This is a genomic window from Paraburkholderia sp. 31.1, from assembly GCF_014397645.1.
GTDB classification, from domain to species: Bacteria; Pseudomonadota; Gammaproteobacteria; order Burkholderiales; family Burkholderiaceae; genus Paraburkholderia; species Paraburkholderia tuberum.
Window position 1 is genome coordinate 1 of record NZ_VZQN01000055.1, and the last position, 16350, is coordinate 16350.

A 16350-nucleotide genomic window follows, 5' to 3' on the forward strand; every position below is an offset into this window, starting at 1 on the left:
CATGCCTGATGACCATAGCGAGTCGGCCCCACCCCTTCCCATCCCGAACAGGACCGTGAAACGACTCCACGCCGATGATAGTGCGGATTGCCCGTGTGAAAGTAGGTAATCGTCAGGCTCCCCCCAGTCAGAAACCCCACCCGCCGCGGTGGGGTTTTTGCGTTTACGGACGGCTAACAGCCAATCACTATATAAGTGAGAGCGTTGGGATCGGAACGGTCAAGCAGCCCTTGACAAAGAGACATTGTTCCCCCATAATCATCAGTTCTCTGCGGAGGGGTGCCCGAGTGGCTAAAGGGGGCAGACTGTAAATCTGTTGGCTTACGCCTACGTTGGTTCGAATCCAACCTCCTCCACCAGAATGCAAGATGTAGCAGTTGTTGGGAATCCATGATCCTTGCGGGTGTAGCTCAATGGTAGAGCAGAAGCCTTCCAAGCTTACGACGAGGGTTCGATTCCCTTCACCCGCTCCAGCAACACAGAGGTAGCGCCCATGTGGCTCAGTGGTAGAGCACTCCCTTGGTAAGGGAGAGGTCGGCAGTTCGATCCTGCCCATGGGCACCAGAAGTAATCGGTGATTGTTTGCGCCCGGCGCAACGTACGGAAAATCCTCTTAGGAGTCGAAAATGGCCAAGGGTAAGTTTGAGCGGACCAAGCCGCACGTGAACGTGGGCACGATCGGTCACGTTGACCACGGCAAGACCACGCTGACGGCAGCGATCACGACGGTCCTGACGCAGAAGTTTGGCGGCGAAGCGAAGGCGTACGACCAGATCGACGCGGCGCCGGAAGAAAAGGCGCGTGGCATTACCATCAACACCGCGCACGTCGAGTACGAAACGGCTAACCGCCACTACGCACACGTCGACTGCCCGGGCCACGCAGACTACGTGAAGAACATGATCACGGGCGCGGCGCAGATGGACGGCGCAATCCTGGTGTGCTCGGCTGCCGACGGCCCGATGCCGCAAACGCGTGAGCACATCCTGCTGGCGCGTCAGGTTGGCGTTCCGTACATCATCGTGTTCCTGAACAAGTGCGACATGGTGGACGACGCCGAGCTGCTGGAGCTCGTCGAGATGGAAGTTCGCGAACTTCTGTCGAAGTACGACTTCCCGGGCGATGAGACGCCGATCATCAAGGGTTCGGCCAAGCTGGCGCTGGAAGGCGACAAGGGCGAGCTGGGCGAGGTAGCGATCATGAACCTGGCCGATGCGCTGGACACGTACATCCCGACGCCGGAGCGCGCGGTTGACGGTGCGTTCCTGATGCCGGTGGAAGACGTGTTCTCGATCTCGGGTCGCGGCACGGTGGTGACGGGTCGCGTCGAGCGCGGCGTGATCAAGGTTGGCGAGGAAATCGAGATCGTCGGTATCCGCGCAACGGCCAAGACGACCTGCACGGGCGTGGAAATGTTCCGCAAGCTGCTCGACCAGGGTCAGGCAGGCGACAACGTTGGTATCCTGCTGCGCGGCACGAAGCGTGAAGACGTGGAGCGTGGTCAGGTTCTGGCCAAGCCGGGTTCGATCAACCCGCACACGCACTTCACGGCTGAAGTGTACGTGCTGAGCAAGGACGAAGGCGGCCGTCACACGCCGTTCTTCAACAACTACCGCCCGCAGTTCTACTTCCGTACGACGGACGTGACGGGCTCGATCGAGCTGCCGAAGGACAAGGAAATGGTGATGCCGGGCGACAACGTGTCGATCACGGTGAAACTGATCAACCCGATCGCGATGGAAGAAGGTCTGCGCTTCGCAATTCGCGAAGGTGGCCGTACGGTCGGCGCTGGTGTCGTCGCCAAGATCATCGAGTAACGCCAGAGAGTTCTCGATAATCGGTTGTATCGGGGTTGGCGGTGTTGTCAACCCTAAATGGTTTAGGGGTATAGCTCAACTGGCAGAGCGTCGGTCTCCAAAACCGAAGGTTGGGGGTTCGATTCCCTCTGCCCCTGCCAACGATCGCGCCGTAGTGGCGCTTGTTAAGGTGTTATGGCGAATCCTTCCGTCGAAACTGTAAATACATCCGGCGACAAGTTGATGTTGATCGCAGGTGTGTTGCTGGTCTTGGCCGGGTTCGTGGGGTTCTTCTGGCTTAATGGCCAGGAATGGTACATCCGTGGAGCCGCCTTGGCTGTTGGTGCGATCGCGGGTGTCGCAGTCGGTCTTCTCTCGGCGCCTGGCAAGGGTTTCATCGCTTTCGCCAATGACTCATACAAAGAGGTCCGCAAGGTAGTTTGGCCGAGTCGCAAAGAGGCGACCCAAACAACACTCGTGGTCTTCGGCTTCGTAGTCGTGATGGCTATCTTCCTCTGGGTTTGTGATAAATCCATTGAGTGGGCGATTTTCTCGGCGATTCTGGGTTGGAAATGATATGAGTGATACTCCGGCATCCCCGAGCGGCAAACGTTGGTACGTAGTGCACGCATATTCCGGTATGGAGAAGAGCGTGCAACGAGCGCTTCAGGAGCGCATCGAGCGGGCTGGTATGCAGGATCAGTTCGGCCAGATCCTCGTTCCAACGGAAGAGGTTGTTGAGGTAAAGGGCGGTCACAAATCAGTAACCGAACGTCGTTTCTTCCCGGGCTATGTTTTAGTCGAAATGGAAATGACAGACGAAACGTGGCACCTCGTGAAAAATACGGCGAAGGTGACCGGCTTCGTCGGCGGGGCGCGTAATCGGCCGAGCCCGATCTCCCCTCGGGAAGTTGAAAAGATCATGTCGCAGATGCAGGAGGGCGTGGAGAAGCCGCGTCCGAAGACCCTGTTTGAGGTAGGCGAGATGGTGCGCGTGAAAGAAGGCCCGTTCACAGATTTCAACGGCAGCGTCGAAGAAGTGAACTACGAAAAGTCGCGAGTCCGTGTTTCCGTTACAATCTTCGGCCGCGCAACGCCGGTCGAGTTGGAATTCGGCCAAGTCGAAAAGTTGTAGTCTAGATTTTACGGAACGCACCGCTAGGTGCGTTCCGTATTTCGCGCTTACGGTCCGCGTAATGGCCGTTGAGGAGCGTAACTAGCCAGTTTGTCGGCGAACACGCGCTACTACTCACTGAGCGTCCGCCCGTAAGGCGGCGTTCCACAGAGGTTCTCGAAATGGCAAAGAAAATTATCGGCTTTATCAAGCTGCAGATTCCTGCAGGTAAAGCCAACCCGTCGCCGCCGGTTGGTCCGGCACTGGGTCAGCGCGGCCTGAACATCATGGAGTTCTGCAAGGCGTTCAACGCGCAGACTCAAGCGATGGAACCGGGTCTGCCGATTCCTGTCGTGATCACGGCATTCGCGGACAAGAGCTTCACGTTCGTTCTGAAGACGCCGCCGGCTACGGTTCTGATCAAGAAGGCAGCGAAGCTCGACAAGGGTTCGAGCAAGCCGCATACCGACAAGGTGGGCAAGATCACCCGCGCCCAAGCTGAAGATATCGCCAAGACCAAGATGCCCGATCTGACGGCTGCTGATCTGGATGCAGCGGTTCGTACGATCGCTGGTAGCGCCCGCTCGATGGGCATCACCGTGGAGGGCGTGTAAATGGCTAAGCTTTCGAAGCGTCTGCAAGCATTTGCAGCCAAAGTGGATCGTCAGAAGCTGTACCCGATCGAAGACGCTCTGTCGCTCGTGAAGGAATGCGCAAGCGCGAAGTTCGACGAGTCGATCGACGTCGCCGTGCAACTCGGCATTGACGCAAAGAAGTCGGATCAAGTGGTTCGCGGCTCGGTCGTGCTGCCCGCTGGTACCGGTAAGTCGGTCCGCGTCGCTGTGTTCGCGCAGGGCGAAAAGGCTGAGCAGGCTCGTGCCGCTGGTGCTGACGTCGTCGGTATGGAAGACCTGGCCGAACAGGTCAAGGCCGGGAACCTGAACTTCGACATCGTGATCGCTTCGCCGGACACGATGCGTATCGTCGGTACGCTCGGGCAGATTCTCGGCCCGCGTGGCCTGATGCCGAACCCGAAGGTTGGCACGGTCACGCCGGACGTCGCGACCGCGGTCAAAAACGCCAAGGCTGGTCAGGTGCAATTCCGTGTCGACAAGGCCGGCATTATCCACGCAACGATCGGCCGCGCTTCGTTTGAACCGGCAGCACTGCGCAACAACCTGAATGCGCTGATCGAAGCGCTGCAGAAGGCGAAGCCGGCAACGAGCAAGGGCGTGTATCTGCGCAAGGTCGCTCTGTCGAGCACGATGGGTGTTGGTGTTCGTGTCGACCAGACGTCGATCGCTGCCCAGTAATGAATTTCGCCGCTCCGGCGCGAGTTGGGGCGGCTTTTAAGGGCTTTGGGCGGTTGCGAGGTGGCAGTCTGCATCGCGCGACCGGTTGTCAAAGACCGTTGGTGGGCACGCAGCAAGTAGGCGGGTCCTTAATGTAAAGCCAACGCAGATGGCGAACCCGAAAAGGTTTTGTAGTGATGAAGCCGTTGGATGTCTGTAGCGATACGGATTTTTGACGGTCGAAATACTCCTGACTGGTCGGACGCCGTTATTGAATGCGGTACACAAGGCGCACGCTGCGTGTATCGAATCTGGAGGTTAACCGTGCCACTAAACAAAGAAAGCAAGCAGGCCGTCGTCGCTGAGGTTGCCGCGCAAGTCGCGAAAGCTCAGACCGTGGTTCTGGCTGAGTATCGTGGAATCGCGGTTGGCGATCTGACCAAGCTGCGCGCGAAAGCGCGTGAGCAACAGGTTTACCTTCGCGTGTTGAAGAACACGCTGGCGCGTCGCGCCGTCGAGGGTACCCCGTTTGCTCCGCTGGCAGAGCAGATGACTGGCCCCCTGATCTACGGCATCTCGGAAGATGCGATTGCTGCTGCTAAGGTCGTCAATGACTTCAGCAAGAGCAATGACAAGTTGGTCATCAAGGCTGGTTCCTACGAAGGCAAGGTGATGGACAAGGCTGGCGTGCAAGCGCTGGCAAGCATCCCGAGCCGCGAAGAACTGCTCTCCAAGCTGTTGTACGTTATGCAGGCACCTGTTTCTGGCTTCGCGCGCGCTCTGGCCGCGCTGGCAGAAAAGAAGCAAGGCGAAGAAGCCGCTGCGTAATGCACTTCAGTCGAGCGTGATTGATCGCTGGCTGTATCCGAATTCAATTTAGGAGTATTTCAAATGGCAATCGCAAAAGAAGACATCCTCGAAGCCGTAGGCTCGATGTCGGTTCTGGAACTGAACGAGCTGGTCAAGGCGTTCGAAGAAAAGTTTGGCGTCTCGGCAGCTGCTGTTGCAGTGGCTGGCCCGGCAGGTGCAGCCGGCGGCGCTGCTGCTGCTGAAGAGCAGACCGAATTCACGGTCATCTTGGCTGAAACCGGTGCAAACAAGGTTTCGGTGATTAAGGCTGTTCGCGAACTGACGGGTCTCGGCCTGAAGGAAGCGAAGGATCTGGTCGACGGTGCACCGAAGCCCGTTAAGGAAGCGGTGCCCAAGGCTGCTGCTGAAGAAGCCAAGAAGAAGCTGGAAGAAGCCGGCGCGAAGGTTGAAATCAAGTAAGCTTCAACGCGCTGTGCGAAGGCTGGCGGTTTTTCACCGCCGGCCTTTTTGTGCTTTGTGGAGGACGCGTTTTTGCGGGCGTATGCCGGCAGGAATGTGATTCCCAGAAGCCAAAGAAAAACGCCCACGGTAATTTTGACCGGCATTTCTCTTTGTCTTCTGAAGCGACTGCAGAAGGCAAGTTTGGTCGGGTAGCGGGCAACACAGGCATCCGCTGCCGTCAGCCAGCGGTTGGTAGCGGCCAACCACCAAGCTTCTAGGCTCGTTCAAGCCATCGGACGGCCATCGGGTCTCAGTCGGTGAACACTCGGGTTGTCTCATCAAGGTATCCTGCCTCGACAACTATGCCCGCCGTGATTCGGAGATCGTATGCAATATTCCTTCACCGAGAAGAAGCGTATTCGCAAGAGTTTTGCGAAGCGCCCCATCGTTCACCAAGTACCTTTCCTGCTGGCTACCCAGCTTGAATCATTCAGCACGTTTCTGCAAGCAGATACGTCATCTACGCAACGCAAGCCGGAAGGCTTGCAGGCCGCGTTTACTTCCGTTTTTCCGATCGTTTCGCACAACGGCTTCGCGCGTCTTGAGTTCGTCAGCTACATGCTGTCGCCGCCGGCATTCAACATCAAGGAATGCCAGCAGCGCGGTCTGACGTACTGCTCGGCGCTGCGCGCCAAGGTGCGTCTGGTGCTGCTCGACAAAGAATCACCGAGCAAGCCGGTCGTCAAAGAAGTGAAGGAACAGGAAGTGTACATGGGCGAAATCCCGCTCATGACGCCGACCGGTTCGTTCGTCATCAACGGCACGGAACGTGTGATCGTTTCGCAGCTGCACCGTTCGCCGGGTGTTTTCTTCGAACACGACAAGGGCAAGACGCACAGCTCGGGCAAGCTGCTGTTTTCGGCACGTATCATTCCCTACCGTGGCTCGTGGCTCGACTTCGAGTTCGACCCGAAGGACGTGCTGTACTTCCGCGTCGACCGTCGTCGTAAGATGCCGGTTACGATCCTGCTAAAGGCAATCGGCCTGACGCCGGAACAGATCCTCGCAAACTTCTTCGTGTTCGACAATTTCACGCTGATGCCGGAAGGCGCGCAGATGGAATTCGTGCCGGAGCGTTTGCGCGGTGAAGTCGCGCGCTTCGATATCACGGACCGCGATGGCAACGTGATCGTCCAGAAGGACAAGCGGATCAACGCCAAGCACATTCGCGACCTCGATAACGCGAAGACCAAGTTCATCTCGGTGCCGGAAGATTATCTGCTCGGCCGCGTGCTCGCGAAGAACGTGATCGACGGCGATACGGGTGAAGTCATCGCGAACGCCAACGACGAAATTACCGAATCCGTGCTCGAGAAGCTGCGCGAAGCGAAGATCAAGGACATCCAGACGCTCTACACGAACGATCTGGACCAAGGTCCGTACATCTCGTCGACGCTGCGTATCGACGAAACGGCCGACAAGATGGCCGCACGTATCGCGATCTACCGCATGATGCGTCCGGGCGAGCCGCCGACCGAAGAAGCGGTCGAGGCACTGTTCAACCGTCTGTTCTACAGCGAAGAAGCGTACGACCTGTCGAAGGTGGGCCGTATGAAGTTCAACCGGCGCGTCGGCCGTGATGAAATCGTCGGTCCGATGACGCTGCAGGACGACGACATTCTCGCGACGATCAAGATCCTCGTCGAGCTGCGCAACGGCAAGGGCGAAGTGGACGACATCGACCACCTCGGCAACCGTCGTGTGCGCTGCGTCGGCGAACTCGCTGAGAACCAGTTCCGCGCGGGCCTCGTGCGTGTCGAACGTGCTGTGAAGGAACGCCTCGGCCAGGCCGAAAGCGAAAACTTGATGCCGCACGACCTGATCAACTCGAAGCCGATCTCGTCGGCGATTCGCGAGTTCTTCGGGTCGTCGCAGCTGTCGCAGTTCATGGACCAGACCAATCCGCTGTCGGAAATCACGCACAAGCGTCGTGTTTCTGCACTAGGCCCGGGCGGTCTGACTCGTGAGCGCGCAGGCTTCGAAGTCCGCGACGTGCACCCAACTCACTACGGCCGTGTGTGCCCGATTGAAACGCCGGAAGGTCCGAACATCGGTCTGATCAACTCGCTCGCTCTGTACGCGCACCTGAACGAATACGGCTTCCTCGAAACGCCGTATCGCAAGGTGGCGGACGGCAAGGTGACCGACCAGATTGACTATCTGTCGGCGATCGAAGAAGGCCGTTACGTGATCGCTCAGGCGAACGCGGCGGTGGCCGACGACCGCACGCTGACCGACGAACTCGTGTCGTCGCGTGAAGCGGGCGAAACGCTGATGGTCACGCCGGACCGCATTCAGTACATGGACGTGGCGCCGTCGCAGATCGTGTCGGTCGCAGCTTCGCTGATTCCGTTCCTCGAGCACGACGACGCGAACCGCGCATTGATGGGCTCGAACATGCAGCGTCAGGCCGTCCCGTGTCTGCGTCCGGAAAAGCCGGTCGTCGGTACGGGCATCGAACGCACCGTGGCGGTCGACTCGGGCACGACGGTTCAGGCACTGCGTGGCGGTGTGGTCGATTACGTCGACGCGGGCCGTATCGTGATTCGCGTGAACGACGACGAAGCGGTCGCGGGTGAAGTCGGCGTCGACATCTACAATCTGATCAAGTACACGCGTTCGAACCAGAACACGAACATCAACCAGCGTCCGATCGTGAAGATGGGCGACAAGGTTGCGCGCGGCGACGTGCTGGCTGACGGCGCATCGACCGATCTGGGCGAGCTCGCGCTCGGCCAGAACATGCTGATCGCGTTCATGCCATGGAACGGCTACAACTTCGAAGACTCCATCCTGATTTCGGAGAAGGTCGTTGCGGACGACCGTTACACGTCGATTCACATCGAAGAACTGAACGTCGTTGCACGCGACACGAAGCTCGGACCGGAAGAAATCACGCGCGACATCTCGAATCTCGCCGAAGTGCAGCTTGGCCGTCTCGACGAGTCGGGCATCGTGTACATCGGCGCGGAAGTCGAAGCGGGCGACGTGCTGGTCGGCAAGGTCACGCCGAAGGGCGAAACCCAGCTGACGCCGGAAGAAAAGCTGCTGCGCGCGATCTTCGGTGAGAAGGCGTCGGACGTGAAGGACACGTCGCTGCGCGTGCCGTCGGGCATGAGCGGCACTGTGATCGACGTGCAGGTATTCACGCGTGAAGGCATCCAGCGCGACAAGCGCGCGCAACAGATCATCGACGATGAACTGAAGCGCTATCGTCTCGACCTGAACGACCAGCTGCGTATCGTGGAAGGCGATGCGTTCCAGCGTCTCGCACGCATGCTCGAAGGCAAGGTGGTGAACGGCGGTCCGAAGAAGCTCGCGAAGGGCACGAAGATCGACCGCGCTTACCTCGAAGATCTGGACCACTATCACTGGTTCGACATCCGCCTCGCGGATGAAGAAGCAGCGGCCCAGCTCGAAGCGATCAAGAACTCGATCGAAGAGAAGCGTCACCAGTTCGACCTCGCATTCGAAGAGAAGCGCAAGAAGCTCACGCAAGGCGACGAACTGCCGCCGGGCGTGCTGAAGATGGTCAAGGTGTATCTGGCGGTGAAGCGCCGTCTGCAGCCTGGCGACAAGATGGCAGGCCGTCACGGTAACAAGGGTGTCGTGTCGAAGATCGTGCCGATCGAAGACATGCCGTACATGGCCGACGGCCGTCCGGCTGACGTCGTTCTGAACCCGCTCGGCGTGCCGTCGCGGATGAACGTGGGTCAGGTTCTCGAAGTGCATCTGGGTTGGGCCGCGAAGGGTCTCGGCTGGCGTATCGGCGAAATGCTGCAGCGTCAGGCGAAGATCGCTGAACTGCGCGAATTCCTGATCAAGATCTACAACGAATCGGGCCGCGCCGAAGAGCTGGACAGCTTCAGCGACGACGAAATCCTCGAACTGGCGAAGAACCTGCGCGAAGGCGTGCCGTTCGCAACGCCGGTGTTCGACGGTGCGACGGAAGAAGAAATGTCCCGCGCGCTGGACCTGGCGTTCCCGGACGACATCGCTGAAAACCTCGGCATGACGCCGTCGAAGAACCAGGTGCGTCTGTTCGACGGTCGCACGGGCGAGATGTTCGAACGTACGGTGACGGTCGGCTACATGCACTACCTGAAGCTGCACCACCTGGTCGACGACAAGATGCACGCGCGTTCCACGGGCCCGTACTCGCTCGTCACGCAGCAGCCGTTGGGCGGTAAGGCGCAGTTCGGTGGCCAGCGTTTCGGTGAAATGGAAGTGTGGGCGCTCGAAGCGTACGGCGCATCGTACGTGCTGCAGGAAATGCTGACGGTGAAGTCGGACGACGTGACGGGCCGGACCAAGGTTTACGAGAACCTGGTCAAGGGCGATCACGTGATCGATGCCGGCATGCCTGAGTCGTTCAACGTGTTGGTGAAGGAAATCCGGTCGCTGGGTATCGACATCGACCTGGACCGGAACTAATCGGACTACTGGAGAGAAGCGATGAAAGCTTTGCTCGATCTATTCAAGCAAGTCCAACAACCTGAAGTTTTCGACGCGATCAAGATCGGTCTGGCCTCGCCGGACAAGATCCGTTCGTGGTCGTTCGGTGAAGTCAAGAAGCCGGAAACCATCAACTACCGCACGTTCAAGCCGGAGCGCGATGGTCTGTTCTGCGCGAAGATTTTCGGTCCGATCAAGGACTACGAATGCCTTTGCGGCAAGTACAAGCGCCTGAAGCACCGCGGTGTGATCTGCGAGAAGTGCGGCGTCGAAGTGACGCTCGCGAAGGTGCGTCGTGAGCGAATGGGCCACATTGAGCTGGCCTCGCCGGTCGCGCACATCTGGTTCCTGAAGTCGCTGCCGTCGCGTCTGGGCATGGTGCTCGACATGACGCTGCGCGACATCGAGCGCGTGCTGTACTTCGAAGCATATGTGGTGATCGATCCGGGCATGACGCCGCTCAAAGCGCGGCAGATCATGACCGAAGAGGATTACTACAACAAGGTCGAGGAATACGGCGACGAATTCCGTGCCGAGATGGGCGCGGAAGGTATTCGCGAACTGCTGCGCGCGATCAACATCGACGAGCAGGTCGAGCTGCTGCGCACGGAGCTCAAGAACACCGGCTCGGAAGCGAAGATCAAGAAGTACGCGAAGCGCCTGAAAGTGCTCGAGGCGTTCCAGCGTTCGGGCATCAAGCCGGACTGGATGGTCCTCGAAGTGCTGCCGGTGCTGCCGCCGGAACTGCGTCCGCTCGTCCCGCTCGACGGCGGCCGTTTCGCGACGTCGGACCTGAACGACCTGTATCGCCGCGTGATCAACCGTAACAACCGGTTGAAGCGTTTGCTCGAGCTGAAGGCGCCTGAAATCATCGTCCGCAACGAAAAGCGGATGCTGCAGGAAGCCGTCGACTCGCTGCTCGACAACGGCCGTCGCGGCAAGGCGATGACCGGTGCGAACAAGCGTCCGCTGAAGTCGCTCGCGGACATGATCAAGGGTAAGGGCGGTCGCTTCCGTCAGAACCTGCTCGGTAAGCGTGTCGACTACTCGGGCCGTTCGGTGATCGTGGTCGGCCCGACGCTGAAGCTGCATCAGTGCGGTCTGCCGAAGCTGATGGCGCTCGAACTGTTCAAGCCGTTCATCTTCAACAAGCTCGAAGTGATGGGTGTCGCTACCACCATCAAGGCTGCGAAGAAGGAGGTCGAGAACCAGACACCGGTGGTGTGGGACATCCTCGAAGAGGTGATCCGCGAACATCCGGTCATGCTGAACCGTGCGCCGACGCTGCACCGTCTCGGCATCCAGGCTTTCGAGCCGGTGCTGATCGAAGGTAAGGCAATCCAACTGCACCCGCTCGTTTGCGCGGCGTTCAACGCCGACTTCGACGGTGACCAGATGGCCGTTCACGTGCCGCTGTCGCTCGAAGCGCAGATGGAAGCGCGCACGCTGATGCTCGCGTCGAACAACGTACTGTTCCCGGCTAACGGCGATCCGTCGATCGTGCCGTCGCAGGATATCGTGCTCGGCCTGTACTACGCGACGCGTGAAGCGGTGAACGGCAAGGGCGAAGGCCTGACGTTCACAGGCGTGTCGGAAGTGCTGCGCGCGTACGAGAACAAGGAAGTCGAACTGGCCTCGCGCGTCAACGTGCGGATTACCGAAATGGTCCACAACGAAGACAAGTCGGAAGGCGGGCCGGCGTTCGTACCGAAGATCACGCTGTATGCGACCACGGTTGGCCGCTCGATCCTGTCGGAAATCCTGCCGCCGGGTCTGCCGTTCTCGGTGCTGAACAAGCCGCTGAAGAAGAAGGAAATCTCGCGTCTGATCAACACCGCGTTCCGCAAGTGCGGTCTGCGTGAGACGGTGATTTTCGCCGACCAACTGATGCAGTCGGGCTTCCGTCTGGCAACGCGTGCTGGTATTTCGATTTGCGTCGACGACATGCTCGTACCGCCGCAGAAGGAAACCATCGTTGGCGACGCCGCGAAGAAGGTGAAGGAATACGACCGTCAGTACATGTCGGGTCTCGTCACTGCGCAGGAGCGCTACAACAACGTGGTCGACATCTGGTCGGCGACGTCGGAAGCGGTCGGCAAGGCAATGATGGAGCAGCTGTCGACGGAACCGGTCACGGACCGCGACGGCAACCAGACGCGTCAGGAGTCGTTCAACTCCATCTACATGATGGCGGACTCAGGCGCTCGTGGTTCCGCGGTTCAGATCCGTCAGCTGGCCGGTATGCGCGGTCTGATGGCGAAGCCGGACGGCTCGATCATCGAGACGCCGATTACGGCGAACTTCCGCGAAGGTCTGAACGTGTTGCAGTACTTCATTTCGACCCACGGTGCACGTAAGGGTCTGGCTGATACGGCACTGAAGACCGCGAACTCGGGTTACCTGACGCGTCGTCTCGTCGACGTGACGCAGGATCTGGTCGTCGTCGAGGAAGATTGCGGCACGTCGAACGGCGTGGCGATGAAGGCGCTCGTGGAAGGTGGTGAAGTGGTCGAAGCGCTGCGTGACCGTATCCTGGGTCGCGTGGCCGTGGCTGACATCGTCAACCCGGAATCGCAGGAAACGCTGTTCGAAGCGGGCACACTGCTCGACGAAGACGCGGTCGAAGACATCGAACGCCTCGGCATCGACGAAGTGCGCGTGCGCACGCCGCTGACCTGCGAAACGCGCTACGGTCTGTGCGCGGCCTGCTACGGTCGCGACCTCGGCCGCGGCTCGCTGGTGAACGTCGGCGAAGCGGTCGGCGTGATCGCGGCGCAGTCAATCGGTGAACCGGGCACGCAGCTCACGATGCGTACGTTCCACATCGGTGGCGCGGCGTCGCGTGCGGCGGTGGCATCGTCGGTCGAAGCGAAGTCGAACGGTACGGTGCGTTTCACGTCGACGATGCGTTATGTCACGAATGCGAAGGGCGAGCAGATCGTCATCTCGCGTTCGGGTGAAGCGATGATTACCGACGATCACGGCCGCGAGCGCGAGCGTCACAAGGTGCCGTACGGCGCCACGCTGCTGCAGCTCGACGGTGCGCAGATCAAGGCTGGCACGCAACTGGCCACGTGGGATCCGATGACGCGTCCGATCATCACCGAGTACGGTGGTACGGTGAAGTTCGAGAACGTCGAGGAAGGCGTGACGGTCGCGAAACAGATCGACGACGTGACGGGTCTGTCCACGCTCGTCGTGATCGACGTGAAGCGTCGTGGTTCGCAGGCGTCGAAGACGGTGCGTCCGCAGGTCAAGCTGCTCGATGCGAACGGCGAGGAAGTGAAGATCCCGAACACCGAGCACTCGGTGCAGATCGGCTTCCAGGTCGGCGCGCTGATCACCGTGAAGGACGGTCAGCAGGTGCAGGTCGGCGAAGTGCTCGCACGTATCCCGACCGAATCGCAGAAGACGCGTGACATTACCGGTGGTCTGCCGCGTGTGGCGGAACTGTTCGAAGCACGTTCGCCGAAGGACGCGGGTATCCTGGCGGAAGTCACGGGTACGACGTCGTTCGGTAAGGACACGAAGGGCAAGCAGCGTCTCGTTATCACGGACCTCGAGGGCAACCAGCACGAGTTCCTGATCGCGAAGGAAAAGCAGGTTCTGGTGCACGATGGTCAGGTCGTCAACAAGGGCGAAATGATCGTCGACGGACCGGCGGATCCGCACGACATCCTGCGTCTGCAGGGCGTCGAGGCGCTGTCGCGCTACATCGTGGACGAAGTGCAGGACGTGTACCGTCTGCAAGGCGTGAAGATCAACGACAAGCACATCGAAGTGATCGTGCGTCAGATGCTGCGCCGCGTGCAGATTTCGGACAACGGCGACACGCGTTTCATCCCGGGCGAACAGGTCGAGCGGTCGGACATGCTTGACGAGAACGACCGTATGATCGCGGAAGACAAGCGTCCGGCAACGTACGAAAACGTGCTGCTCGGTATCACGAAGGCGTCGCTGTCGACCGATTCGTTCATCTCCGCGGCGTCGTTCCAGGAAACGACCCGCGTGCTGACCGAAGCGGCGATCATGGGCAAGCGCGACGACCTGCGTGGCCTGAAGGAAAACGTGATCGTCGGCCGCCTGATTCCGGCCGGTACGGGTCTCGCGTTCCACAAGGCGCGCAAGAGCAAGGAACTGGCCGACCGCGAGCGTTTCGATCAGATCGCAGCGGAAGAGTCGTTCGAATTCGGTACGCCGGAAACGCCGGCTGCCGAACAGCAACACTCGGGCGAGTAAGTGCTGGCGGCGCTAGCCGCCTTGCCTTACGAGCCACGAAGGCCGCTCAGTTTCGACTGAGCGGTTTTTTTTTGCTCTTTTTGCGCGTGCATGGGTGCGACGTGCCGGAGCAGTCCTAGGCCCGATGGCTAACGTTGTCGCAAAGCGCGGGCGCGGCACGAATGGGTTGGTAAAATCCGTCTCACCGCCTGCGTGCCGTTCCTTTCGCCGTCTCTCTCAAATACATGTCCCGACCGCTCGAAATCCTCAATGAAGTCTTTGGTTATCCCGCGTTCAGAGGGCAGCAGGGCGAAATTGTCGAGCACGTCGCCGACGGTGGCGATTGCCTTGTGCTGATGCCGACGGGCGGCGGCAAATCGCTGTGCTATCAGATCCCGTCGCTGGTGCGGCGCGAATGCGGCTTTGGCGCCGGCATCGTGGTGTCGCCACTGATCGCGCTGATGCAGGATCAGGTGGCCGCGCTGACCGAAGTCGGCGTGCGGGCCGCGTACCTGAACTCAACGTTGTCGAGCGCGGAGGCGGTGGCCACCGAGCGGGCGCTCCGCGACGGCGACATCGATCTGCTCTACGTCGCACCGGAGCGGCTGATGACGCCGCGCTTCCAGGAACTGCTCGAACGCACGCGCATCGGTCTTTTCGCGATCGACGAAGCGCACTGCGTGTCGCAATGGGGACACGATTTCCGGCCCGAATATATTCAGCTGTCGGTGCTGCACGAGCGCTTTCCGAATGTCCCGCGCATCGCGCTGACGGCGACCGCCGACGCGATCACGCGCGACGAAATCATCCACCGTCTCGCGCTCGAAGATGCGCGCGTGTTCGTGTCGAGTTTCGATCGGCCGAACATCCGCTATCGCATCGCCGAAAAAGACAACGCGCGCACGCAACTGCTCGACTTCATCCGCGCCGAGCATACGAAAGCCGACGGTACGACCGACGCGGGCGTCGTTTATTGCCTGTCGCGCCGCAAGGTCGAGGAAACCGCGGAGTGGCTGAAGGAAAAGGGCATGCGCGCGCTGCCGTACCACGCCGGCATGGAGTTCGAGGTGCGCCAGAAACATCAGGAGATGTTCCAGCGCGAGGAAGGCATCGTGATGTGCGCGACGATTGCGTTCGGCATGGGCATCGACAAACCCGACGTGCGGTTCGTCGCGCATCTGGATTTGCCCAAGAGCGTGGAAGGGTACTACCAGGAGACCGGCCGTGCGGGCCGCGACGGACTGCCGTCGAACGCGTGGATGGCCTACGGGCTCGGCGACGTCGTGCAGCAGCGCAAGATGATCGACGAATCCGAAGCAGACGACGCGCACAAGCGCGTCCAGACCGGCAAGCTCGACGCGCTGCTCGGTTTGTGCGAAACGGCGACTTGCCGGCGGGTGCGCCTGCTCGCGTACTTCGGCGAAACGAGCCAGCCGTGCGGCAACTGCGACAACTGCCTCGAGCCGCCGCCGACCTGGGATGCAACGCGCGAGGCTCAGATGGCGCTGTCGTGCGTGTTTCGCGCGCAGCGTGCGAGCGGCTTTCATTTCGGAGCCGGACACCTGATAGATATTTTGCGTGGCAACCGCAGCGAAAAAATCCTGCAGCGCGGCCACGAGAAGCTGACCACGTTCGGTATCGGCGCGGCGCTCGGTGAGCCGGAGTGGCGTGCGATCTTTCGCCAACTCGTCGCGTTCGGTTACCTGACGGTCGACCACGAGGGCTTCGGTTCGCTCGTGCTGACGGAGGCGAGCAAGCCGGTGCTCAAGGGCGAGCAGAAGGTGACGATGCGCCGCTACGTCAAGCCGACACGCACGCGTCAATCGTCGGGTCGTACGAGCGAGCGCGCCGATCCGACCATTGGCATGGGCCCTCGCGAGCGGGCCCGCTGGGAGCGTCTACGCATGTGGCGCACAGAAACCGCGAAGAGCGACGGAGTGCCGGCTTATGTGATTTTCCATGACGCGACGCTCGCGGAAATCGCCCGTCTCGGCCCCGATTCGATCGACGGTCTGCGCGGGATTCCGGGCATGGGGGCGCGTAAACTGGACCGTTTCGGCTACGAATTGCTGCACGTCGTAGCGGCAGACTGACGTCGTCTGGCTGTTTAGCCGGATTGACAGGGACGAAACACCGCAACCTGTTGACTCCCTTAGTATTTTCG

10 protein-coding genes, 4 tRNA genes and 1 rRNA gene are annotated in these 16350 nt (G+C 60.1%); all 15 read left to right on the plus strand.

Annotation, left to right across the window (positions count from 1 at the left end; all coding sequences use genetic code 11):
* Positions 1 to 4 precede the first annotated feature (4 nt).
* Positions 5 to 118 (plus strand): 5S ribosomal RNA (rrf, locus tag F6X37_RS31070).
* A 155-nt stretch (positions 119 to 273) separates the two neighbouring features.
* A tRNA-Tyr gene (locus tag F6X37_RS31075) sits at positions 274 to 359 on the plus strand.
* A gap of 40 nt (positions 360 to 399) precedes the next feature.
* Positions 400 to 473 (plus strand) — tRNA-Gly (locus F6X37_RS31080).
* A 16-nt stretch (positions 474 to 489) separates the two neighbouring features.
* Positions 490 to 564 (plus strand) — tRNA-Thr (locus F6X37_RS31085).
* A gap of 62 nt (positions 565 to 626) precedes the next feature.
* A complete protein-coding gene (tuf, locus tag F6X37_RS31090) occupies positions 627 to 1817 on the plus strand; it encodes an elongation factor Tu (RefSeq protein WP_090802167.1) in 1191 nt (396 codons plus the stop codon).
* 64 nt (positions 1818 to 1881) lie between these two features.
* A tRNA-Trp gene (locus F6X37_RS31095) sits at positions 1882 to 1957 on the plus strand.
* Between the two features lie 34 nt (positions 1958 to 1991).
* Positions 1992 to 2372 carry a preprotein translocase subunit SecE gene (gene secE, locus F6X37_RS31100; RefSeq protein ID WP_184040841.1) on the plus strand — a complete coding sequence of 127 codons (381 nt, stop codon included), beginning with the start codon at positions 1992 to 1994 and terminating at the stop codon, positions 2370 to 2372.
* Position 2373: 1 nt separating this feature from the next.
* The gene (gene nusG / locus F6X37_RS31105) at positions 2374 to 2931 is read left to right on the plus strand and encodes a transcription termination/antitermination protein NusG (RefSeq protein WP_075303275.1); all 558 of its coding nucleotides are present in this window, start codon (positions 2374 to 2376) and stop codon (positions 2929 to 2931) included.
* Positions 2932 to 3092: 161 nt separating this feature from the next.
* Positions 3093 to 3524, plus strand: coding sequence for a 50S ribosomal protein L11 (gene rplK / locus F6X37_RS31110; protein ID WP_008922976.1), 432 nt, complete (start codon positions 3093 to 3095; stop codon positions 3522 to 3524).
* A complete protein-coding gene (gene rplA / locus F6X37_RS31115) occupies positions 3525 to 4223 on the plus strand; it encodes a 50S ribosomal protein L1 (RefSeq protein ID WP_090802175.1) in 699 nt (232 codons plus the stop codon). It begins immediately after the preceding gene.
* A 303-nt stretch (positions 4224 to 4526) separates the two neighbouring features.
* Positions 4527 to 5030: a 50S ribosomal protein L10 gene (rplJ, locus tag F6X37_RS31120; RefSeq protein ID WP_062129470.1), complete on the plus strand. Its 504-nt coding sequence runs from the start codon at positions 4527 to 4529 to the stop codon at positions 5028 to 5030.
* Between the two features lie 63 nt (positions 5031 to 5093).
* Positions 5094 to 5471, plus strand: a complete 378-nt coding sequence (gene rplL, locus F6X37_RS31125) for a 50S ribosomal protein L7/L12 (RefSeq protein WP_018420143.1) — start codon at positions 5094 to 5096, stop codon at positions 5469 to 5471.
* Positions 5472 to 5840: 369 nt separating this feature from the next.
* Positions 5841 to 9947 carry a DNA-directed RNA polymerase subunit beta gene (gene rpoB, locus F6X37_RS31130; protein WP_090802173.1) on the plus strand — a complete coding sequence of 1369 codons (4107 nt, stop codon included), beginning with the start codon at positions 5841 to 5843 and terminating at the stop codon, positions 9945 to 9947.
* 21 nt (positions 9948 to 9968) lie between these two features.
* Entirely contained in the window at positions 9969 to 14207 is a 4239-nt protein-coding gene (rpoC, locus tag F6X37_RS31135) for a DNA-directed RNA polymerase subunit beta' (RefSeq protein ID WP_184070693.1), read from the plus strand.
* Between the two features lie 224 nt (positions 14208 to 14431).
* Positions 14432 to 16279 (plus strand): DNA helicase RecQ, encoded by a 1848-nt coding sequence (gene recQ / locus F6X37_RS31140; RefSeq protein WP_187613957.1) that lies wholly within the window; start codon positions 14432 to 14434, stop codon positions 16277 to 16279.
* Positions 16280 to 16350: the final 71 nt, after the last annotated feature.